This window comes from Streptomyces sp. Isolate_45 (assembly GCF_024721315.2).
Lineage (GTDB): Bacteria > Actinomycetota > Actinomycetes > Streptomycetales > Streptomycetaceae > Streptomyces.
Genome location: NZ_JANFAK020000136.1, coordinates 1 through 20,971, shown reverse-complemented (window position 1 = coordinate 20,971; position 20,971 = coordinate 1). Strand labels below are relative to the sequence as shown.

The 20,971-nt window shown below is 72.9% G+C and carries 19 protein-coding genes and 1 pseudogene; 11 read left to right on the top strand and 9 right to left on the bottom strand.

The window, feature by feature from the left end:
- A pseudogene (locus NOD94_RS31685) lies at nucleotides 1–808 on the top strand (hypothetical protein); the annotation flags it as partial.
- Nucleotides 809–1,107: 299 nt separating this feature from the next.
- Here the strand turns inward: NOD94_RS31685 and NOD94_RS31680 are convergent.
- Nucleotides 1,108–1,371, bottom strand: coding sequence for a chorismate mutase (locus NOD94_RS31680; RefSeq protein WP_281209617.1), 264 nt, complete (start codon nucleotides 1,369–1,371; stop codon nucleotides 1,108–1,110).
- Nucleotides 1,372–1,669: 298 nt separating this feature from the next.
- On the opposite strand from NOD94_RS31680, the gene guaA reads away from it, so the two are divergent.
- The 4 genes from guaA to NOD94_RS31660 all read left to right on the top strand — a co-directional run bounded on the left by guaA (nucleotide 1,670) and on the right by NOD94_RS31660 (nucleotide 6,118).
- Nucleotides 1,670–3,262 (top strand): glutamine-hydrolyzing GMP synthase, encoded by a 1,593-nt coding sequence (gene guaA, locus NOD94_RS31675; RefSeq protein WP_281209616.1) that lies wholly within the window; start codon nucleotides 1,670–1,672, stop codon nucleotides 3,260–3,262.
- Nucleotides 3,263–3,418: 156 nt separating this feature from the next.
- Nucleotides 3,419–4,198 carry a class II aldolase/adducin family protein gene (locus tag NOD94_RS31670; RefSeq protein WP_281209615.1) on the top strand — a complete coding sequence of 260 codons (780 nt, stop codon included), beginning with the start codon at nucleotides 3,419–3,421 and terminating at the stop codon, nucleotides 4,196–4,198.
- Nucleotides 4,199–4,300: 102 nt separating this feature from the next.
- The gene (locus NOD94_RS31665) at nucleotides 4,301–5,566 is read left to right on the top strand and encodes a hypothetical protein (RefSeq protein ID WP_281209614.1); all 1,266 of its coding nucleotides are present in this window, start codon (nucleotides 4,301–4,303) and stop codon (nucleotides 5,564–5,566) included.
- Between the two features lie 24 nt (nucleotides 5,567–5,590).
- Nucleotides 5,591–6,118: a DoxX family protein gene (locus NOD94_RS31660; protein WP_281209613.1), complete on the top strand. Its 528-nt coding sequence runs from the start codon at nucleotides 5,591–5,593 to the stop codon at nucleotides 6,116–6,118.
- Here NOD94_RS31660 and NOD94_RS31655 read toward each other — a convergent pair.
- Together NOD94_RS31655 and NOD94_RS31650 are read right to left on the bottom strand one after the other, a co-directional pair.
- The gene (locus NOD94_RS31655) at nucleotides 6,040–6,288 is read right to left on the bottom strand and encodes a hypothetical protein (RefSeq protein WP_281209612.1); all 249 of its coding nucleotides are present in this window, start codon (nucleotides 6,286–6,288) and stop codon (nucleotides 6,040–6,042) included. The genes NOD94_RS31660 and NOD94_RS31655 overlap by 79 nt on opposite strands.
- A complete protein-coding gene (locus tag NOD94_RS31650) occupies nucleotides 6,275–7,588 on the bottom strand; it encodes a PspC domain-containing protein (protein ID WP_281209611.1) in 1,314 nt (437 codons plus the stop codon). Before NOD94_RS31650 ends, NOD94_RS31655 begins: the two co-directional genes overlap by 14 nt.
- A gap of 131 nt (nucleotides 7,589–7,719) precedes the next feature.
- Here NOD94_RS31650 and NOD94_RS31645 point away from each other — a divergent pair, with 131 nt between their 5' ends.
- The 3 genes from NOD94_RS31645 to NOD94_RS31635 all read left to right on the top strand — a co-directional run bounded on the left by NOD94_RS31645 (nucleotide 7,720) and on the right by NOD94_RS31635 (nucleotide 10,937).
- Nucleotides 7,720–9,012, top strand: coding sequence for an ATP-binding protein (locus tag NOD94_RS31645; protein WP_281209610.1), 1,293 nt, complete (start codon nucleotides 7,720–7,722; stop codon nucleotides 9,010–9,012).
- The gene (locus tag NOD94_RS31640; protein ID WP_281209609.1) at nucleotides 9,009–9,698 is read left to right on the top strand and encodes a response regulator transcription factor; all 690 of its coding nucleotides are present in this window, start codon (nucleotides 9,009–9,011) and stop codon (nucleotides 9,696–9,698) included. The genes NOD94_RS31645 and NOD94_RS31640 overlap by 4 nt, the downstream gene beginning before the upstream one ends.
- 126 nt (nucleotides 9,699–9,824) lie before the next feature.
- Nucleotides 9,825–10,937: an alpha/beta hydrolase-fold protein gene (locus NOD94_RS31635; RefSeq protein WP_281209608.1), complete on the top strand. Its 1,113-nt coding sequence runs from the start codon at nucleotides 9,825–9,827 to the stop codon at nucleotides 10,935–10,937.
- An 86-nt stretch (nucleotides 10,938–11,023) separates the two neighbouring features.
- Here NOD94_RS31635 and NOD94_RS31630 read toward each other — a convergent pair whose 3' ends face one another.
- Together NOD94_RS31630 and NOD94_RS31625 are read right to left on the bottom strand one after the other, a co-directional pair.
- The gene (locus tag NOD94_RS31630; protein ID WP_281209607.1) at nucleotides 11,024–12,082 is read right to left on the bottom strand and encodes a C40 family peptidase; all 1,059 of its coding nucleotides are present in this window, start codon (nucleotides 12,080–12,082) and stop codon (nucleotides 11,024–11,026) included.
- Between the two features lie 108 nt (nucleotides 12,083–12,190).
- Nucleotides 12,191–12,547, bottom strand: coding sequence for a hypothetical protein (locus NOD94_RS31625; protein WP_281209606.1), 357 nt, complete (start codon nucleotides 12,545–12,547; stop codon nucleotides 12,191–12,193).
- A gap of 208 nt (nucleotides 12,548–12,755) precedes the next feature.
- Here NOD94_RS31625 and NOD94_RS41505 point away from each other — a divergent pair, with 208 nt between their 5' ends.
- Complete coding sequence (locus tag NOD94_RS41505; protein WP_348652364.1) at nucleotides 12,756–13,049, top strand: hypothetical protein; 294 nt, start codon at nucleotides 12,756–12,758, stop codon at nucleotides 13,047–13,049.
- Nucleotides 13,050–13,212: 163 nt separating this feature from the next.
- A complete protein-coding gene (gene pcrA / locus NOD94_RS31615; RefSeq protein WP_281209605.1) occupies nucleotides 13,213–15,753 on the top strand; it encodes a DNA helicase PcrA in 2,541 nt (846 codons plus the stop codon).
- 44 nt (nucleotides 15,754–15,797) lie between these two features.
- Here pcrA and NOD94_RS31610 read toward each other — a convergent pair whose 3' ends face one another.
- The 3 genes from NOD94_RS31610 to NOD94_RS31600 form a co-directional block, all read right to left on the bottom strand.
- Complete coding sequence (locus NOD94_RS31610; RefSeq protein ID WP_281209604.1) at nucleotides 15,798–17,438, bottom strand: M23 family metallopeptidase; 1,641 nt, start codon at nucleotides 17,436–17,438, stop codon at nucleotides 15,798–15,800.
- A 247-nt stretch (nucleotides 17,439–17,685) separates the two neighbouring features.
- On the bottom strand, nucleotides 17,686–17,853 hold the full coding sequence (locus NOD94_RS31605; RefSeq protein WP_281209603.1) for a hypothetical protein: 168 nt from the start codon (nucleotides 17,851–17,853) through the stop codon (nucleotides 17,686–17,688).
- Nucleotides 17,854–17,974: 121 nt separating this feature from the next.
- Nucleotides 17,975–18,910, bottom strand: coding sequence for an alpha/beta fold hydrolase (locus tag NOD94_RS31600; protein WP_281209602.1), 936 nt, complete (start codon nucleotides 18,908–18,910; stop codon nucleotides 17,975–17,977).
- 210 nt (nucleotides 18,911–19,120) lie between these two features.
- Between NOD94_RS31600 and NOD94_RS31595 the strand changes: the two genes are divergently transcribed.
- On the top strand, nucleotides 19,121–19,522 hold the full coding sequence (locus NOD94_RS31595; protein ID WP_281209601.1) for a cobalamin B12-binding domain-containing protein: 402 nt from the start codon (nucleotides 19,121–19,123) through the stop codon (nucleotides 19,520–19,522).
- A 58-nt stretch (nucleotides 19,523–19,580) separates the two neighbouring features.
- Here NOD94_RS31595 and NOD94_RS31590 read toward each other — a convergent pair whose 3' ends face one another.
- Nucleotides 19,581–20,930, bottom strand: coding sequence for a DUF5691 domain-containing protein (locus NOD94_RS31590; protein WP_281209600.1), 1,350 nt, complete (start codon nucleotides 20,928–20,930; stop codon nucleotides 19,581–19,583).
- Nucleotides 20,931–20,971 lie beyond the last annotated feature (41 nt).

Here is a 20,971-nt window from a genome sequence, read left to right as displayed (position 1 = left end):
GATCTCCGCCACCGGCCGGACGCTCACCGCCGTCGGGCGGGCGGCGCCGATCGCGCCGGGCGTGCTCGTCCCGTCCGGCAGGGCCTCGCGCGGCCAGGTCCCGGCCGTCCGCGCCGACCGGCGCGAGGTCGCCCTCGCCGTCGAGAACACGGCGGACCTCGCGGTCGAGCCCCTGTCCGTCAGGGGCGTCGCCGGGAGCCGGGTCAGGGCCGCGGTCGTCCTGCGCAACCACGGACCGGCCTGGGTGTACGACCCCCGGGCCGGCGCCGCCGCGGCCGTCGTCGACGTCCGGGTACCGCCGGGCCTGAAGGTTCTCCGGGCTCCCGCCGGCTGCCGGGTCGTCCCCGGCCGCGGGCCGGCCCGGCACCTCTGCTCGACGGGGTCGTCCGTGCGGGAGTCCGAGCGGGTCGAGTTCGTCTTCGAGTTCGGGGTCGAGAAGGCGGTGCCCAACGCGCAGGGCGCCGTCGTCGCGGGCGGGCCCGGCCCGCTGGGCGAGCCCCGACGGCACGCCTTCGACCCGTACCCGGCCAACAACGCCGCGCTCTTCCTGGCGAACGCGACGGGCGCCACCCTCAATCCGGGCACCGGCTCCCCGGTCGCGCTCCCCGATCCGTGGGTGCCGCAGGACGCGACGGACGGACCCGGCGCGAGGACGAGGACGACCGCCTCCGGGGGGCTCGGTGACGGCGGACCGCTGGCCCCCACCGGCAGCATCACGGGCCTGCTCGGCTTCGGCGGGGCCGCGCTGGTCGCGGCGGGCGGCGCGCTGTACGCGGTCTTCCGGCGCCGCCGCGCGGGGCGCGGCTGACGACGCGGACCGCCCGGCGCCGGCGGGGAGAGGGGTCGGGGACACAGGAGAACGGCCGGCCCGGGGCGTCCCCCGGGCCGGCCGTCCTTCATGGGGTGACCGGGCTGCTGTCCCCTGCCGTCCGGTCGACCGAAGGAGCGAGGTCCCACGACGCACGCCGTCGGGCGTCACGTCTCATCGCTCCCGCGGAGCCACGCGTGGTGGTGCGGACCCGCGCCTGGCCGGCGCGGACATCCACACCAACGAAGCGCCGCGGGGCGGGTCACGCTCCGGACGGGTGACGAACGGGCACCCGTGGTTCAGACGCGGCCCCGGCACAGCTCCAGCAGGGTCATCGCGAGCGTGGTGCCGGGCTTGCCGAGGGCGTCGCTCCAGTGCGACAGCACCTCCATCTCGCGCGACAGGTGCACCCGGCGGCCCCCGGAGCCGATGCGCGCCTCCTGGATGACGGTGGAGACCGCCATCCGCTCCTGGATCAGCCCGATGATCCGGTCGTCGATGGCGTCGATGCGGGTCCGGGAGTCGGCGATCAGCTGCTCGGGGGTGGTGGTGATCGTGGTCATGTCGGTGCTCCTGTGGGTGAGGGGTGCCGACAGGAGCGGAAACGCGGGAGCGCCCCGGTCCTGTCGGACCGGGGCGCTCTGGGAAGTCAGCGGCTCAAGCGAGCATCACGATGACCCATGGCGACCGGACCGACCGGTGCCATAGGTAAAGAGGAAGCTCAGCTGCTCGCGCATGGAACGGATTATGACCTTCCGTCCCGCTCCGGGCCAAGCCGGTTCGGATGGTGAGACGAAAAGGGGCTTACGGCCCCCGTTAGAATCGACAAAACAGCCACCTCTTCCGCCGGAAGGCCGCCCCGTGCCAGAAGCACCCTCCGCCGCCCACGACAGCGCCCCGGACACGGTTCTCGTCGTCGACTTCGGCGCCCAGTACGCCCAGCTCATCGCCCGCCGCGTCCGCGAGGCCCGGGTCTACAGCGAGATCGTGCCCAGCACGATGCCCGTGGCCGAGATGCTCGCCAAGGACCCGAAGGCGATCATCCTCTCCGGCGGACCGTCCTCCGTGTACGAGGAGGGCGCCCCGCGCCTGGACGACTCCCGTGCCCTCTTCGAGGCAGGCGTTCCCGTCTTCGGCATGTGCTACGGCTTCCAGCTGATGGCGACGACCCTCGGCGGCACCGTCGACAACACCGGCGCGCGCGAGTACGGCCGCACCCCGCTGGCCGTCTCCAAGACCGGCTCCACCCTCTTCGAGGGCACCCCGGCGAACCAGTCCGTGTGGATGTCCCACGGCGACGCCTGCTCCGCCGCCCCCGAGGGCTTCAGCGTCACCGCCTCGACGAACGTCGTCCCGGTCGCCGCCTTCGAGAACGACGAGAAGAAGCTGTACGGGGTCCAGTACCACCCCGAGGTCATGCACTCCACGCACGGCCAGCAGATCCTGGAGCACTTCCTCTACCGCGGCGCCGGCCTGGCCCCCACCTGGACCACCGGCAACATCGTCGAGGAGCAGATCGCGGCCATCCGCGAGCAGGTCGGCGACAAGCGAGCCATCTGCGGCCTCTCCGGCGGCGTGGACTCCGCGGTCGCCGCGGCCCTCGTCCAGAAGGCCATCGGCTCGCAGCTGACCTGCGTCTACGTCGACCACGGCCTGATGCGCAAGGGCGAGACCGAGCAGGTCGAGAAGGACTTCGTCGCCGCGACCGGCGTCCAGCTGAAGGTCGTCGACGCCCAGGAGCGCTTCCTGAACGCGCTGGCCGGCGTCTCCGACCCGGAGACCAAGCGGAAGATCATCGGCCGCGAGTTCATCCGCGTCTTCGAGCAGGCCCAGCTGGAGATCCTCCAGGAGGACGGCCCGGCGGTCGCCTTCCTCGTCCAGGGCACCCTGTACCCGGACGTCGTCGAGTCCGGTGGCGGCACCGGCACCGCGAACATCAAGTCCCACCACAACGTGGGCGGCCTCCCCGACGACATCGAGTTCGAGCTCGTCGAGCCGCTGCGCCAGCTGTTCAAGGACGAGGTCCGGATGGTCGGCCAGGAGCTCGGCCTGCCGGACGAGATCGTCCAGCGCCAGCCGTTCCCCGGCCCCGGCCTCGGCATCCGCATCGTCGGCGAGGTCACCAAGGAGCGCCTGGACCTGCTGCGCGAGGCCGACGCCATCGCCCGCCACGAGCTCACCGCCGCCGGCCTCGACCGGGAGATCTGGCAGTGCCCGGTCGTCCTGCTCGCGGACGTCCGCAGCGTCGGAGTCCAGGGCGACGGCCGCACCTACGGCCACCCGATCGTGCTGCGCCCCGTCTCCTCCGAGGACGCGATGACCGCGGACTGGACGCGCATGCCGTACGAGGTGCTCGCCCGGATCTCCACCCGGATCACCAACGAGGTCCCGGACGTGAACCGCGTGGTCCTGGACTGCACCAGCAAGCCCCCGGGCACCATCGAGTGGGAGTAGGACTCCCCGCCCGCACCGTCCGACGGAGCCGCCGCCCCTTCCCGGGGCGGCGGCTCCGCCGTTTTCCGCCCCGGCCGTCCGCGGCCCTTTTCCCGCCCCGCCCCTGGCCTCTTCGGCCGGCCGCCGGTACCTTGCGCCGCGACCGGAGGAGGTGCCATGGCCGAGCGACCCGGACCCGTGCCCGTGGAGCGGCTGCGATTCGAGATGCCCCCCGTCCACGACACCGTCGAGGAGGAGCGCGCCCACCGCAAGGAACGCCTCGCCGAGGCGCTGCGGCTGCTGGCCCGGCTCGACCACGAGGACGGGGTGGCCGGGCTGGTCACCGTCCGGGACCCCGGCTTCGAGGACTGCTACTGGGTGAACCCATTCGGCCGGGCCTTCGGCGGCCTCACCCCCGACGACCTGCTGCTCGCCGACGGCGACGGGCGGGTCCTCCAGGGCACCCGTCGGCTCAACGAGCTGGCCTTCGCCGTGCACGTCGCCGTTCACCGGGCGCGCCCCGGGGCGGTGGCCGTCGTCCGCACGCAGGGCCCGTACGGCCGCGCGCTCGCCGTGCTCGGCGAGCTGCTGGCCCCGCTCACCCCCGAGGCCTGCGCCTTCTACGAGGACCACGCCCTGCTGGACGAGTTCACCGAGGACGGACCCGTCGCCGCGGCCCGGATCGCGCACGCGCTCGGCCCCTACAAGGCGCTGATCCTGCGCCACCGCGGCCTGCTGACCGTCGGGGGCTCGGTGGACGCCGCCGTCTGGTGGTTCGTCGCGGCCGAACGGGCCGCCCGGGTCCAGTTGATCGCGCGGGCCGCCGGCAAGCCCGTGCCCGTCGACCACCGGGACGCCGTCCGCACGCGGGAGCGGTTCGGCTCCGATCTGGCGGCCTGGGCGAGCTACCAGCCGCTGCGCCAAGGGGGCGACGCGCCGATGGCGTCAACATCATGAACGGTTAATCACCTGCTCTGACATCGTGCGCAATCCGGAGCACTGCCGCAGTGGTGCACAATTCGCTGGCATTGCACCGGAGTTCAGAGAGGCGGCACGCACGTGGCTGTCCAAGAGATCCCCCGAAGTACCCACGGCGGCGCCTGCACCTGCGACGACTGCCCGCACGGCGCACGGGAGGGACACCGCCGGGCGGTGGCCGCCTTCCTGGAGAAGCGCGACGAGTTCGCCGCCGGCCAGGGGGTGCCGGCCGCCGTGGCCCACTCCCTCGGCGCCTCCCGCCAGTGGGTGTCCGACGAACTGACCCTGTCCGCCCGCACCGCCGCCGACCGCGGCCGCGAGGCCGGGCACTCCTGGCTTTACCTGCTCTCCCGGCGGGCCGTCCTCACCCTGTGGATCGCCGCCGGCGTCCTGCTGGTGGTGCAGGTCGGCACCGCGCTCGGCACGGGCTGGTCCACCGCCCGTACCGCCGGACTGCTGGCCGTCCTCGTCCTGGCCGGGCTGCTCACCGTCGCCGCCCGCGCCCAGTCGCTGCGCGGCGGGCTGCTGGCCCCGCTGGTCGGCGAGGACAACCGGCTGTCCACCTCCAAGGCCGTCCCCGCCGCCTGGCTCGTGCTGACCGCGTTCGCCGCGCTGCTGCCCGCACTGCGGCTCGCGGCCTCCGCACCCGGGCCCGAACGGGACACCCTGTACGCCGGGCTGGCGCTCGGCCGCGCGCTGCCGCTGCTGGCCGTGCTCGGACTGACGTCGGGCGTCGCGGTGCTGGTGCGCCGCGTGGTCACCGTACGGATCATGAACCAGCGGCTGCAGAAGCTCCCCGCGGACCGGCCCGCCGGGGCGGACCTGCTGACCGACGACGCCGGGCGGGGCAGCTTCCCCGACGCCCAGTACGTCCTCGTCTCCACGGTCGTGCTGGCGTACGCCGCCGTCACGTTGACCCGTTTCCCCGACCGGCTGCCGCGGTTGCCGTGGTCGCTCGCCCTGCTCGTCGCCCTGTCGGCGGTGGTCTACCTGGCCGCGAAGTACGCCGAGGGCAGCCGCCCGCTCGTGCTGTCGGTGGTGCGCAGACGGGAGCCCGGGGACCTGGACGCCGCCGTCCGCCCCGGGGACGACATCGAGATCCGCGGCGTGGGCTTCGTACCACCGGGGGCGCAGACCCCGGAGATGATGGCCCGGCTGGTCGTACGGATCGGGCAGGTGCACGTCCACGTGCCGCTCGTGCCGGTGGCCGGCGGCTTCACCAACCCGTCGGACGCGGTGCTGACCGTGCCGGTCCCCGCCGAGGTCGAACCGGGGCGCACCGACGTCCAGGTGGTGACCGCCGCGGGAGTGGAATCGAACCGCTACAGCATCGACGTGGCGGAGTGAACGTCGACGGGGTATGCATGGGGCGTGACCCGAACTGACGTCCTTTCCGGTGCCCCCTCCGGCCTGCGGGACCGAGCCGCCCGGTACGCGCTCCTGCCCCTGCGCCTCTTCCTCGGCGTGACCTTCGTGTACGCGGGTCTGGACAAGTTGACCGACTCCGCGTTCCTGTCCGCCACCGGCAGCGGATCCATCGGCGACATGATGCGCGGCGTGCGCGACACCTCCGCGATCCCCGCCCTGGTCGACCTGGCCCTGAAGGCACCCGTCGGCTTCGCCGTGGTGCTGGCCGTCGGCGAACTCCTGGTGGGCCTCGCCACCCTGGCAGGGCTCCTGACCCGGCTCGCGGCCGCCGGCGGAGCGCTGATCGCGCTCAGCCTGTGGCTCACGGTCTCCTGGGCGGTCACCCCGTACTACTACGGCAACGACCTCGTCTACCTGGTCGCCTGGCTCCCGCTGGTCCTCGCCGGCGCCCCCTACCTGTCGCTGGACGCGCTCGTCCGGCGTTCCGAGGGCTCGTCGAGCCGGTGGCGCCTGTCGCGGCGCACCGCGTAGGTCACCATGCCGACGAGCGCGGCGAGCGACAGCCCGCCCAGGGCCATCGGCACCACCAGGAACCAGGGCACGTCGGCCTCGCCGGCCGCGTCGAGGAGGTAGAGGACCCCCGCCGCGATCAGGACGAGCCCGGCCAGCAGCCGTCCCGGCTGGAAGTCATGACGCGGCACGGGCCACCTCCACCTGTCCCACGGCCGCGCTCAGGCGCAGCTCGATCGTCCCCCCGGCCTCGGTGCCGGTGGGGGGCGCCAGCGTCGCCTCCCGGGTTTCGCCGCCGCGTCTGATGCGCACGTCCTCACCGCTCTCGCCGGGGAACCGGATGTCGCCCAGCCGGACCGTGACGACGGCCTTCGCGGTGACCTCCCGGGGGAGGACCACCTTCAGCAGTCCCGCCTCGATCGAGGCACCGACCGACACCGTGGCCCCCTTCGGCACGTCCAGCCGGCTCAGGTCGAGGGTGGCCGACCCGGTGCCCGACGCGTACGAGGGCCGGACGTCGGCCACCGCGGCCGGACGCCAGGCGACCTCCCGCCAGTCGGTGCCGATCTCCCGCGGCAGCGCGGTCGCCGCCGCGAGCATGCCCGCGGTGATCAGCCCGAGCAGGATCGTGCCGAACCCGGTCCGCCCCTTGACCGAGCTGACCGCGAGGCCCAGCCCGAAGACGGTCAGGGCGCACGCGAGGCCCACCTGGAGGGCGTGCCCGAGGGAACTGCCCTCCCACACCGAGGCCGTGCCGACGCCCGCGGCGACGAGGGCCAGGACGAACACCCGGCCGCCGACGCCCCCGCCGATCCCGCGCACCACCGCCGGGGCGCTCGGCTCCCGCGCGGTCGGTCCGGCGCCCGTGACCGCCCCGGGGGTGTCGTCGGGGCCCCACAGGTAACCGCTCGCGCCGACGGGGCCGGTCGTGCCGTCCTTCACCAGCGGATCGCGCCACCAGGACGGGCTGCCCGGCACGGGCGGGGCCTGCGTCTCGGGCGGCGCCGGGGACGCGGGCCGGTGCGCCGCCGGTGCCTCGGCCTCGGGGGCGTAGGTGTGCCGGTGCCGCTGGGACCAGTAGGAGGCGCCGCCGAGCGCCAGGATGACCAGGACCGAGAAGACCCCCATCACCCCGTTGTCCATCATCGACAGGAACAGCGCGCAGCCCACCAGCGCGCTGAACACCGCGGCCAGGGTGGCGCCCTCGACGCGGCCGGTCAGCAGCCGCTTGCCCTCGCTGTCGTCCTCGCCCTCCTGGGGAAGCAACAGCCAGGCGAACCCGTAGAAGATCAGGCCGACGCCGCCGGTGACGGCGAGCACCCCGAGGACGATCCGGAACACCAGCGGGTCCAGGTCGAAGTACCGGCCGAGACCACCGCACACGCCCGCGAGGACCTTGTCGCGCTTGCTGCGGCGCAGGGGAGGCCGCGGGGCCGGGGCCGGGGCGGGGGCCCCGGCGCCGGTGGCCGGGGCGTCGTGTACTTCGGTCATGTGTCCATGGTGACGGGCCGTGCGCCCGCACGGCACCCGGCCCTACCCTGGCGCAACCCTGATATCCCCCGGCCGGAACTGGGGGGATGCCCTGATGCCCGTGGTCCCGCGCGCGTGTGACCATCGGTGACATGCCCGCAGCAGCCGCCTCCCGCACCCCGCACGCACCGGACCCCGCCGATCTCGCGATCCCGCACCGCCGGCTCTACCGCAGCGCCGACGGCCGGATGCTCGGCGGAGTCGCCCGCGGCCTGGCCGGGCACCTGGGGCTGCCCGTGCTCTGGGTCCGACTCGCGTTCCTCGGCATGTTCATGTTCGGTGACGGGCTCGGGGTGCTGCTCTACGCGGCGTTCTGGGTCTTCGTGCCGCTCGGCGTGGGCGGCAGCACCGGACACCACTCCTTCTTCGAGACCCTCCCCGACGGCACCCGCCGGCTCCGCAAGCCCGGCAAGGGACAGATCTCCGGCCTGGTCGCCCTCGCCGTCGGCGCGGGCATCTTCTTCTCCCAGCTCCGCGTCGGCGGCGAGAACGGCCGCTACGTCTGGCCGACCCTGCTCGTCGGCGCGGGCGTCGTCCTCGTCTGGCGCCAGGCCGACAACGCCCGCCGCGCCCACTGGACCGCCGCCGCCGGCCGACACGGGCGCCTCTTCCAGGTCGCCCGGGCCCTCGCGGGCGTCGCCCTCGTAGGGGTCGGCCTGACCCTCTTCATCGTCGTACGGGGCTCCGCCGCCCAGCTGGGCAACGTACTCACCGCCACGCTCGCCGTCCTCGTCGGCGTCGCCCTCCTCGCCGGACCCTGGCTGATCCGGATGACCCAGGACCTCTCCGAGGAACGCCTGATGCGCATCCGGGCCCAGGAACGCGCAGAGGTCGCCGCCCACGTCCACGACTCCGTGCTGCACACCCTGACGCTGATCCAGCGCAACGCCGAGGACGTCGGCGAGGTGCGCCGACTGGCCCGCGCCCAGGAACGCGAGCTGCGGAACTGGCTGTACAAGCCCGAGGGCACCGGAAAGGACGAGGCCGAGGAGCCCACCACCCTCGCCGAGGCCGTGAAGAAGACCGCCGCCGAGGTCGAGGACCACCACGGCGTCCCCATCGAGGTCGTCGTCGTCGGCGACTGCCCCCTCGACGAGAAGCTGGCCGCACAGATCCAGGCCGCACGCGAGGCAATGGTCAACGCGGCCAAGTACGGTGGCGAGGGGGGCCCGGTACAGGTCTACGCGGAGGTCGAGGGCAACACCGTCTTCGTCTCCGTACGGGACCGCGGACCGGGCTTCGACATCGACGCCGTACCGGACGACCGGATGGGCGTACGAGAATCGATCATCGGCCGGATGCAGCGCAACGGCGGGACCGCACGACTGCGGTCCGCGCCCGACGGCGGCACCGAAGTCGAGCTGGAGATGGAGAGGGCGGCATGACCGAGGACAACGCGGTGACGGAGGCCAGGCGGGTCCGGGTGGTGCTCGTCGACGACCACCGGATGTTCCGCACCGGAGTACAGGCCGAGATCGGGGAGACCGCGCGCACCGGCGTCGAGGTCGTCGGAGAGGCCGCCGACGTCGACCAGGCCGTCACCGTCATCACCGCCACCCGCCCCGAGGTGGTGCTCCTCGACGTGCACCTGCCCGGCGGCGGCGGCGTCGAGGTGCTGCGGCGCTGCGCCCCGCTGATGGCGGCGGCCGAGAACCCGGTGCGCTTCCTGGCGCTGTCGGTGTCGGACGCCGCCGAGGACGTCATCGGCGTCATCCGCGGCGGCGCCCGCGGGTACGTCACCAAGACCATCACCGGAAGCGACCTGGTGGACTCGGTGTTCCGGGTCCAGGACGGCGACGCGGTGTTCTCGCCCCGGCTGGCCGGCTTCGTCCTCGACGCGTTCGCGTCCACGGACGCCCCGCCCGTCGACGAGGACCTCGACCGGCTGACCCAGCGCGAGCGCGAGGTGCTGCGGCTGATCGCCCGGGGCTACGCGTACAAGGAGATCGCCAAGCAGCTGTTCATCTCGGTCAAGACCGTCGAATCGCACGTCTCGGCGGTCCTGCGCAAGCTCCAGCTGTCCAACCGGCACGAACTGACCCGCTGGGCGACCGCCCGCCGCCTGGTCTGACCGTCCGCCGCCTGGCCTGGCCTGACCGTCCGGCCGCGTCCGTCGTACCGACCGCCCGCGATGTGATCCACATCGCGGGCGGTCGGCGCAACCGGGCAACGGACGTCCGCCCTCTTGGGTGGCGTGATGAGCCTGACGGGGACCCCGTTCTTCGCCACCGTGGTCGCTCTGGCGGCGATCGCCGTCGTCCTACCGCTGGCCGTGTGGAGCAAGGTGCGCGGCCCCGCCGTCGTACGGGTCGTCACGCGCGCCCTGATGGTGGTCTTCGCCCAGGTCACGGCCGTGACCCTGGTGTTCGTCGCCGTCAACCGCGACATGAACTTCTACGCGTCCTGGGGCGACCTCCTCGGCACTGGCACGTACGTGACCGCCGCCCCCGACCTCGGCCCGGACGGGCTCGGCGGGAAGAAGGCCGAGCAGGTGAGGGAAGAGCCCAAGGTCCGCCAGGAGTTCGTTCCGGTCGACGGGCTCGGCGGCCGGGTGAAGAAGACCGAGCTCGACGGCAAGGTCTCCGGCGTCAAGGGCGACGTCATGGTGTGGCTGCCCCCGCAGTACGACGACCCCGCGTTCAAGGACAAGAAGTTCCCCGTCGTCGAACTGATCCCCGGCATCCCCGGCACCGGCAAGTCCTGGTTCCAGGGAGTCAAGGCCCACGAGGTCCTGGAGCCGCTCATGAGGAGCGGAAAGGTCCAGCCGTTCATCCTCGTCTCCCCGCGCGCCATGCTGCTCGGCAACGCCGACACCGGCTGCGCCAACATCCCCGGCAAGGTCAACGCGGACAGCTGGTTCAGCGTCGACGTCCGCAAGATGGTCACCGACAACTTCCGGGCCACGGACGAGGCCCGCACCTGGGGCGTCGCCGGGTACTCGGCGGGCGCGTACTGCGCCGCCAAGCTGGCCATCGCCCACCCCGACCGCTACGCCGCGGCCGTCTCGCTGTCCGGGTACAACGACCCGGGACAGGAACCCTCCTCACTGGTCGCCCAGGACCCCGAACTGCGCCGCACCCACAACCTCAAGCACCTCCTGAAGTCCGCGCCCACGCCCCCGCCGGTGTCCCTGTGGATGTCGGGCGCCGAACACGACGGCTACCTGTCGGGCACGGACCTCAAGGGCATCGCGCAGAACCCCACCGTCGTCCACGCGGAGAAGGTGACCGGCGGCCACAACCTCGACTCCTGGTCGAAGCAGCTCCCGCAGACCTTCGACTGGTTGAGCCGGACGGTCAAGGCGCCGTAACCGGCCCGGACCTCGGCGCCCGGACCTTTGACCCCGAACCCCGGACCCCGAACCCCGGACCCCGGCGCCCGGGACCCCGGCGCCCGTCACGCCGGGCGGGACGCGCCCGCCCACGGCATCGAGTCGACCGGCGCGAGGCGCACCGTGGAACCGGGGCGCGGGGCGTGGATCATCTGGCCGTTGCCGACGTACATGCCGACGTGCGTGACGCCGGAGTAGAAGAAGACCAGGTCCCCGGGGGCCAGTTGGCCGCGCGCGACGCGCTGCCCTGCGTTGATCTGGGTGTAGGTGGTGCGGGGCAGGGACACCCCGGCCGCGCGCCAGGCCGCCTGCGTCAGGCCGGAGCAGTCGAAGGAGCCGGGACCCGTGGCGCCCCAGACGTACGGCTTGCCGATCGCCCCGTACGCGAAGGCCACGGCGCGGGCCGCGCGGGAGCCGTCGGCGGGCGCCGGCGGCGGGGGAGTGCCGGGCGTACGGGCGGGGGTGGCGGTGGTGCCGTTCGCGGTCCCGGACTGCGCCTCGTACGCGGCCCGTTCCTCCGAGGTGAGCCGGGCCAGCAGGCGCTTCGCCTCGCTGAGCTTCGCCTCGGCGGTGGCCTTGTGCCGGGCCGTCTCGCCCTGCCGGGCCCGCAGGTCCGCCAGCCGCCCGGAGGCCTGGTCGCGCAGCTTGCCGATGTCGTCCAGACCGCGGCGTACGGAGGACACCTCCGCGGCGGTGCGCTTGCCGGCCCGGGTCAGGAGCGAGGCCCGGTCGAGGTAGTCCTGCGGATCGGTGGCCATGGCCAGTTGGAGCGTGGGGCCCAGACCGCCGCTGCGGTACTGGCCGGCGGCCAGCGACCCGAGCGCGGCGCGGGCGGTGTTCAGCCGGTCCGTGCGGCGGGCGGACTCCTCGCGCAGGCCGGTGAGCGCCCGTTCGGCCTCGTCGGCCTGCTCCTTCGCCCCGTTGTGGCGCTCGGTCGCGGCCTCGGCCTCCTCGTAGAGTCGGTCGACCTCCGTCTTGACCTCGGCGGGGCCCTGCCGGGGGTCGGCGTACGAGGTGCCCTCGAAGGCGGTGGCGGTGGCAGCGCCCGCGAGCACGAGGGTGGCGGCGGTCCGTACGCCGCCGCCGCTGAACGGGCGCTGCCTGGGCTTTCGATGACTGGCCACGGGGGCCTCACGTCCTTCCGTCGGTCTCGGAGGAGGACGCTAGACCCGAAGGTAACGGGACGGTGACGAGATGGTCCGAAGTGGCCGTTCGTGATCGGGACCGACCGGTCAGTGCCAGAGGACGGCGATAAAGATGTTGGCCGTGGTCAGTGCGCCGACCGTCGCGAAGAGCCCCTTGTCCACCTGCTCGTCGTCCCGCTTGACGTAGACGAGGGCGAGGACCACGAAGAGGATCGCGAGCTTCACGCCGATCTTGACGTGGTTCAGCGGGGCGCCGTCGCCCATCTCGCGGAAACCGACGAGCAGGACGCCCGTCACGAGCATGGTCAGCGCGCCGTGCAGCATCGCGGGCACGAAGCGGGCGGTGCCCGCGCCCATCGCCTTCATCTGGGTCAGGAACCCGCCCAACAACGAGGCGATCCCGATGATGTGCAGGCCGACGAAGACATTGATCAGTACGTCCATGCCGTCGAGCCTACGGGGCACCCCGGGCGCCCCGACGGGCGCCCTCAGCAGCCCGGACGGGCCCGCGAGGACCGGAACGGGACATGGCCCGTTCGGGCCCCCGGGAACCCCTTCCGCGCCCTTCGCCGGGAGGCGAAGCCAGTGCACGTCGCCGAGGGAAACCGCCGGTGACACCCCCTCGAAGCCCAGCAGGACGTCACCGCGGGACGTGCACGGGCGACGGGGAGCACAGCGCACCGTCCTCAACGGCACCGCCTGCTACCCCGACGGCAGCCTGACCAGAAAGAACTGTGCCGACCCGATTCCCGACCCGAAGCCGCGTCCCCCGAAGCCCCCGGTCGGCCCCGGCACCGGCATGATCGACCTGTCCTCGGCCGACCTGTCCGGAGACGGCGTCGTCGACGTGGTGGGCGTGGAGGCCTCCACCGGCAAGCTCTTCCTCTACCCGGGCACCGGCACCGGCCTCGGCGCCCGCACGGAGATCGGCTCCGGCGGCTGGTAGTCCCCCGGCCCGGAAGGGCGGCCCGACCGCACGCCACAGGTGGCCCGCCCCAGCCCGTCCCCGGGAGGGGGCGGGCCACCGCCGCGTGCGGGGCCCGGCGAATCCCGCCGATTCACCGGGGGCGGGACCGGTTGTCGGTGCGGCCCCCTAGACTCGGAAGGCGATGAGTAGCCTCTTTGACGACAGTTTCCTGGCGGACCTGACCCCCTCCGACGAGGTCCCGCCGCCGCCCGAGGAACACGCTGCCCCGGAGCCGGCCGCGGACGACCTCTTCGGGGGCCGCTTCGACGCACCCATGAGCGGGGACGCGTACTACCGGGACGGCGCCCCCAGGCCCGTCATCGACCCCGCGACGCTCCTCGACGGGCTGAACGTGGAGCAGGCCGCCGCCGTGGTGCACGCGGGATCCCCGCTGCTCATCGTGGCCGGCGCCGGTTCCGGCAAGACCCGGGTGCTGACCCACCGCATCGGCCACCTGCTGTCCGCGCGGCACGTCCACCCCGGCCAGATCCTGGCGATCACCTTCACCAACAAGGCCGCCGGCGAGATGAAGGAGCGCGTCGAGAACCTCGTCGGCCCGCGCGCGAACGCCATGTGGGTGTCGACCTTCCACAGCGCCTGCGTCCGCATCCTGCGCCGCGAGTCAAAGCTGCTCGGCTTCACCTCGTCGTTCTCGATCTACGACGCCGCCGACTCGAAGCGCCTGATGGCGCTCGTCTGCCGCGACCTGGACCTCGACCCGAAGAAGTTCCCGCCGAAGTCCTTCAACGCCAAGATCTCCAACCTGAAGAACGAGCTGATCGACGAGGAGGCCTTCGCGGCCCAGGCCGTCGACGGCTTCGAGAAGACCGTGGCCCAGGCGTACGCGATGTACCAGGGCCGGCTGCGCGAGGCCAACGCCCTCGACTTCGACGACATCATCATGACCACGGTCCACCTGCTCCAGTCCCACCCGGACGTCGCCGAGCACTACCGCCGCCGGTTCCGGCACGTCCTGGTCGACGAGTACCAGGACACCAACCACGCCCAGTACACGCTCGTCCGCGAGCTGGTCGGCACCGGATACCCGGACCTGCCGCCGGCCGAGCTGTGCGTGGTGGGTGACGCCGACCAGTCGATCTACGCCTTCCGCGGCGCGACCATCCGCAACATCCTCCAGTTCGAGGAGGACTACGCGGACGCGACCACGATCCTGCTGGAGCAGAACTACCGCTCCACGCAGACGATCCTGTCCGCCGCCAACGCGGTCATCGAGCGCAACCAGAACCGCCGCGCCAAGAACCTGTGGACCCAGGCCGGCACCGGCTCCGTCATCACCGGCTACGTCGCCGACACCGAGCACGACGAGGCGCAGTTCGTCGCCGACGAGATCGACCGCCTGACCGACGCCAAGGAGGCCAAGGCGGGCGACGTCGCGATCTTCTACCGGACCAACGCCCAGTCGCGCGTGTTCGAGGAGATCTTCATCCGCGTCGGGCTGCCCTACAAGGTCGTCGGCGGCGTCCGCTTCTACGAGCGCAAGGAGGTCCGGGACGTCCTGGCCTACCTGCGCGTCCTGGCGAACCCCGAGGACAACGTCCCGCTCCGGCGGATCCTGAACGTGCCCAAGCGCGGCATCGGCGAGCGGGCCGAGGCGATGGTCGACGCCCTCGCGATGCGCGAGAAGATCACCTTCCCGCAGGCGCTGAAGCGCGTCGACGAGGCCTTCGGGATGGCCGCCCGCTCCACCAACGCCGTCAAGCGGTTCAACGTGCTGATGGAGGAGCTCCGCACCATCGTCGACTCCGGCGCCGGTCCGGCGGTCGTGCTGGAGGCGGTGCTGGAGCGGACGGGCTACCTCGCCGAGCTCCAGTCCTCCACCGACCCGCAGGACGAGACGCGGATCGAGAACCTCCAGGAGCTGGCGGCCGTCGCCCTCGAATTCGAGCAGGCGCGCGGCGAAGCGGCGACCCCGACGGCCGGTGACGATACCGGGGCCGGTGCGCCGGCGGGCGCCGCCGCCGGTCCGGGCACCCTCTCCGAGTTCCTGGAGCAGGTCGCGCTCGTCGCCGACTCCGACCAGATCCCGGACGAGGACGAGGACGGCAGCGGCGTCATCACCCTCATGACGCTGCACACCGCCAAGGGCCTCGAATTCCCCGTGGTCTTCCTGACCGGCATGGAGGACGGCGTCTTCCCGCACATGCGCGCGCTCGGCCAGACCAAGGAGCTGGAGGAGGAGCGCCGCCTCGCCTACGTCGGCATCACCCGGGCGCGCGAGCGGCTGTACCTGACCCGCTCGGGCATGCGCAGCGCCTGGGGCACCCCCTCCTACAACCCGCCGTCACGGTTCCTGGAGGAGATCCCCACCGAGTACCTCCAGTGGAAGCGGACGGGAGCGACGCAGAAGCCGGCCGGTCCGGTGCGCGGCTCCGGGTACGGATCCGGTTCGGGCTCCGGCAAGGCCACCTTCGGGACCTCGCCCGAGGCGTTCCTGTCCTCGTCCCGTACGAAGGCGGGCCCGTCGGGGTTCGCCACGCGCCGGGCCTCCGACAAGCCGGTCATCGCGCTGACCGTCGGGGACCGGGTCACGCACGACCAGTTCGGCCTGGGCACGGTCATGGAGGTCAGGGGAGCCGGCGCGGACGCGCAGGCCACGATCGACTTCGGTGACGACAAGCCGAAGCGGCTGCTGCTGCGGTACGCCCCGGTGCAGAAGCTCTAGGCCCCCGGGGCCCGTTGGCCGGGGCCCGGGGTGTGTCCGTGCGGCTACCTCGGGTCCAGGCCGTGGCTGCGCAGCCAGGCCAGGGGGTCGATCGCGGACCCGCCACCCGGTCGCACCTCGAAGTGGAGGTGCGGTCCGGTGGAGTTGCCGGAGTTGCCGGAGTAGGCGATGATCTCGCCGGCCTTGACCTTGCCGGACCGGATCTTGGTGCTGCCGAGGTGGCAGTACCAGGTCTCGGTGCCGTCGGGCGAGGTCACTATGGCCATGTTCCCGTAGGCGCTGTTCCACTGGGTGCGCACGGTGCCGTCGGTGGCGGCCATGACCGGGGTTCCGTAGGAGACCGGGAAGTCGATGCCGGTGTGCACGGACATCCACATGCCGCCGGACTGCCCGAAGCTGGCGGAGAGGCCGTTCTGGGCGACGGGCACCGCGAACTTGGGGCGGGCCGCCTCCTTGGCCGCGGCCTCCTCGGCACGCTTCTTCTTCTCGTCCTCCTGGCGCTGGCGGAGGTCGATGCGTTCCTGCGTGCGGCTCGCGCGGTCCGCGAAGTCACCCGCGTCGGCGCTGAGCGCGGCCAGTTGGGTGTCGAGCTTGTTGTTCGCCGCGACCGGCTGCACCGAGGCGGGATCGGGCGCCGCCATCGTGGTGGTTTCCTCTGCCGGCTTCTCGGCGCCGCCGGTGAGTCCGCCGACGGATGCCGCCGCCACTCCGGCGACCCCCATCACGCAGGCGGAGGGCACGGCGACGGTCAGCAGGGCGGACCGCTTGGCCGGGGTGCGGCGACGGGTGTTGCCGCCGGCGCCGCCGGTGGTCTTGGCGACGTTGGTCCTGGACCCGCCCTTGCCGCCGGCCTTGGACGCGGACGTCGACGCGGCCTTCGCGGAGCCCTTGGCCCCGGCCCGACGGGCCGAGCGCGGCTCGCCCGGGGTGACCGGCATGGCCTGCGTGGGCTGGTCGTGCACACCGTCGATGAAGACCGGTTCGTTCGCGGACGGAGCGGGCACGGCCTCGAAGACGGAGGTCTCGGCGGTGTGCAGGTCCGCCTCGGAGCGACCGTGGGCGCCGCCGTGGGCGTGGCCTTCGGTGTACGGGTCGGCGTAGGACTCCTGGGGGGCGCCCGCGTAGGAGTCGGCGTACGGGTCGGCGTAGGAGTCCGAGTAGACCGGGACGACGGTCGTGGCCTCGTAACCGTAGGCAGCCGCCTGGGAGGTGACGCCGGTGTAGGTGTGGGCGTCGGCGACCGGTTCGGTGGCCGCTGCGCCGTTCCACGCGGTGGCGTCGTAGGTGCCGGTCTCCTGGCCGTACCCCGGGAGGGTCCAGTGTCCGGTCTGCTCCGTGGAAACGGAGTCGTAGCCGAAGGACGCCGACTCGAAGCCGGTTCCGGTTCCGGTCGCGTTCCAGGCGCTCGCGTCCCACTGGCCGGTGCCGTCCTCGGGGACGCTCTGGCTGGGCACGGTCGGCAGGTAGGTCTCTGGCGCGGACCACGCGGTGGAGTCGTACGAACCGGTCGACTGGTACGAGCCGTAGGCGTCGTAGGTCCCGGAAGCCGTGTAATCCGCAGGGTATTGGTAGCCCTGGCCCTGCGTTTCATAGGAAACGTATGCCTGGTCACCAGCGAAAGTGGTGGTGGAAAGGCCGTCGTACCCGGTTTCGGGGTACTGGCCCGACGTCGGGCGGTCGTTCACCAACTTCTCTTTCGCCTCGGCAGTGGGGGGCCTGGGTGGCCGGGGAACTCAAGGTTCACCGGAGGAGAGCAGTGGCGTGACTGTACCCGTCGGTTACACGGCTCGACAATCTTCGGCGGGTTCCGTTCTTGCGGGAACGGGGCATTCGGCGGCCTTTCGGTCCTCCGAACACCGAGCCTTGGCCTTGAGTTCGAAATTAGTTCGACTGATGGTGGGTGGGGGACCGAGCGCGCCTCCGGCGCCGGCCTCAGGAAGCGCCGTGCAGGGCGGGCGTCAGGAGGACGGCGAACGGCACCGGTAGGAGCACGGCCGACTTCAGCCGCAGGCCCCGACGCTCCCGGCCGGGCAGGACCCCGTCGATCGCGGCCACCGCGCCGACCGGCAACACGCCCGTCGCGGCCAGGAGGAACAGCACGATGCTCGCGTGGTCGAGGGCCGGGTTCGCCGGCGCGGGGATCGGTCCTGATCGTGTGGTTCCCCGCCGACCCCGGCCTTCGTGCGCATCCCGCCCCGGTGTGTTCGTGTTCCCCGGGGACTCAGATGGCCAAGCCCCGGCCTTCGGTTCCCGTGGAACCGTTCGCACCGTTCGCACCGTTCGCACCGGTCGTGGCGGGTGTGGTGCGTGAGGCGTGTGAGGGGGCATCGGACGCGGTGGGCGCCGCGACGGGGGCCGCCGTGGGCGCGGTGGCGTCGCTGACCGGACCGTCCAGGGCGCGCCGGACGGCGGTGATCACGGCGGGATGAACCGGCAGGGCCAGGTGACCGATACCGGTGACCTGCACGTTCGTCGCGTCCAGGTCCGGGTGCTCGATCCTGGCCGTCCCCGTCGGCGCCATCAAACCGTCGAACTCGCTCCAGAAGGCGACCATCCGGGTCCGGCAGCCGGGCGACGGCGCACCCAATTCGGCCAACACCTCTGATTCCGGACGCATCTGCCGGACCAGGGGGTGCGCGTCCATGAAGGGCGCCACCCGGGTACCCGAATGGGGGGTGCCGAGCGTGACCAGCGTCCGCACCCGCGCGTCGCCGCCCAGCCGCTGCACGTAGTAACGGGCGACGAGGCCGCCGAGACTGTGCCCGACGAGGTCCACCCGGTCCTGCCCGCCGCGCTCGCACAGCTCCTCGACGCGCCGGGCGAGGTGGCGGGCCGTGACGCGCAGATCGCGGGTGAAGGGGGAGTAGTTGTACGTCTCCACCCGGCGCCGGCCGTCCGCGCCGAGGGCGCGCCGCAACAGGACGAAGACCGACCGGTTGTCGGTGAACCCGTGCAGGAGCAGCACGGGGGGACGCTGCCCCCGGGTCTCGGGCGGTGCGTCGGAGGTGGTGTCCGCGTCGGCCGGCGCGGGGCGCTCGTCGAGGAGCCCGGTGGGATAGAGCAGGAGGTGCCCGGCCAGTACGACGGCCTCCAGGACGGCGGCGCGCAGCGCGGCCCCGGTCATCGAAAGCGGCAGTGGTGTGATCGACAGCCCCATGGACGGCCCTCCCCTGGACCTCTCGGGGACACGACCGCACCGCCGACGCGGCCCCGCCACCGTGCCGGGCGGCTGTCGGCGCGGTGGCGGGGCGACCCGGCGGTGATGGATCCGCTGTGTCCCACGTGTGATTTCCCCCTCCCGCTTGACCGTGAAACGGTGCGGTGCGCGATGCTGTACTTAACGTTCGTTCACTCGGGAGGCAGTGCGATGGGTGTGACCGGTCCGATCCGTGTGGTGGTGGCCAAGCCGGGTCTCGACGGCCACGACCGGGGTGCCAAGGTGATCGCACGTGCACTGCGCGACGCCGGCATGGAGGTCATCTACACCGGCCTCCACCAGACCCCCGAGCAGATCGTGGACACCGCCATTCAGGAGGACGCCGACGCGATCGGCCTCTCGATCCTCTCCGGCGCCCACAACACGCTGTTCGCGCGTGTGCTGGAGCTCCTGAAGGAGCGGGACGCGGAGGACATCAAGGTGTTCGGCGGCGGGATCATCCCGGAGGACGACATCGCTCCGCTGAAGGCGAAGGGTGTCGCCGAGATCTTCACGCCGGGTGCGACGACCACGGCGATCGTGGAGTGGGTCAACGGGAACGTCCGCCAGTAGGCCTCGCCTGTCGGCTTCGGGCGCGCCCCGACTGCGGCGCGCTCCCGCGCGGGCCCTTTCAGGCGTGGGCGGGAGCGAGTTCGGCGAGCATCGTGCCGCGGAGGCGGAGCGTGGCCACCAGGCGTTGGAACGCCTCCGCCCAGTAGGCGGCCGCGCCCGGTGAGGCGTCCGGCGGGTCCTGGGAGCCGGACGTGAGTGCCTCCAGGTGGGCGGCCTCGGTCGGGTCGAGGCATCGCTCGGCCAGGCCCATCACCCCGCTGAAGCTCCACGGGTAGCTGCCCGCCTCGCGGGCGGAGTCGAGGGCTTCGACCACGGCCCGACCCAGCGCCCCGGACCACGGGACCACGCACACGCCGAGCAGCTGGAAGGCCTCCGAGAGCCCGTGGGCCCGTATGAACTCCGCCACCCACGAGGCCCGTTCGTCCTCCGGTAGGGTTTCCAGCAGCTTCGCGCGTTCCGCCAGGGACGCGGTGCCCGGCCCCGCCGCCGGCGGTGCCGACGGCGGGCCGAGGAGCGCCTTCGACCACTCGGCGTCGCCCTGACGGACGGCCGCCCGGCACCACGCCGCGTGCAGTTCCTCCGCCCAGCCCTCCGTCACCGGCAGGGCCACGATCTCCGCCGGGCCGAGTCCGCCGAACCGGTCCCGCCAGCAATCCAGCGGAGCCGCCTCCACCAGCTGGCCGAGCCACCAGGCCCGCTCGCCGCGGCCCGCCGGAGGACGCTTGACCACCCCGTCGCGGAGCATCCCCGCGTCGCACTCCGCGGGCGGGGTCACCGACCGCGGACCGACGCAGGCCAGGGCGCGTTCCGCCATCCGGCCGGCCAGGGCGGACCCCGGCAGGGCGGACAACAGCTCGGCCGCGGTCGCCCGTACGTTGCGGCTGCGGTCCCCGAGCGCGGATTCCAGGAACGGCTCGTCCGCGGGGGAGAGGCCCGTTCGCAGGGAATCCAGGAACATCAGGCGGTCCTCCGCCCGTTCGGTGGACCAGGTGGTGGCCAGCAGGCGCGGCGCCGCCGCCGCCTCGTGCGCCCGTACGACGCCCAGCAGCGCGACCCGCTCGGCGAACAGCCCCTCCTCCCAGAGCCGGACCACCGCCTCCCGGTCGGCGGGGTCGGGCAGTTCGCCCGCGCCCCCCGTCCCGCCGCGCAGCGCGAACCGCCAGTCCGGATTGAACCGGGCCAGCCACAGCCCCCGCGCCCCGGCCAGTGCCAGGGCCTGGGGGCGCAGGTCGGTCCGGGCCCGGGCCGCGTCCAGCAGTGCCGGGACCAGCGCCGACGGGGCCCGGTAGCCGTGCCGTGCCGCCGTGGCGAGCCACTGCGGCAGCAGTTCCGTCAGGTCGGGGGAGGCCCCGCGCCGCCCCCCGGCGCTGGCCCCCCCCCCCCCGGCCCCCCCACAACTCCACAACACAACTCTTAAAAAACTAAAAAATTACAAAACACTTATTCCGT

Coding starts and splice junctions, on each gene's coding strand:
- NOD94_RS31670 (WP_281209615.1), top strand. CDS start 3,419: ATGGCCGAGCGACCCGGACCCGTGCCCGTGGAGCGGCTGCGATTCGAG.
- NOD94_RS31680 (WP_281209617.1), bottom strand. CDS start 1,371: ATGACCACGATCACCACCACCCCCGAGCAGCTGATCGCCGACTCCCGG.
- NOD94_RS31650 (WP_281209611.1), bottom strand. CDS start 7,588: ATGACCGAAGTACACGACGCCCCGGCCACCGGCGCCGGGGCCCCCGCC.
- NOD94_RS31625 (WP_281209606.1), bottom strand. CDS start 12,547: ATGGACGTACTGATCAATGTCTTCGTCGGCCTGCACATCATCGGGATC.
- NOD94_RS31635 (WP_281209608.1), top strand. CDS start 9,825: ATGAGCCTGACGGGGACCCCGTTCTTCGCCACCGTGGTCGCTCTGGCG.
- NOD94_RS31595 (WP_281209601.1), top strand. CDS start 19,121: ATGGGTGTGACCGGTCCGATCCGTGTGGTGGTGGCCAAGCCGGGTCTC.
- NOD94_RS31645 (WP_281209610.1), top strand. CDS start 7,720: ATGCCCGCAGCAGCCGCCTCCCGCACCCCGCACGCACCGGACCCCGCC.
- pcrA (WP_281209605.1), top strand. CDS start 13,213: ATGAGTAGCCTCTTTGACGACAGTTTCCTGGCGGACCTGACCCCCTCC.
- NOD94_RS31600 (WP_281209602.1), bottom strand. CDS start 18,910: ATGGGGCTGTCGATCACACCACTGCCGCTTTCGATGACCGGGGCCGCG.
- NOD94_RS31640 (WP_281209609.1), top strand. CDS start 9,009: ATGACCGAGGACAACGCGGTGACGGAGGCCAGGCGGGTCCGGGTGGTG.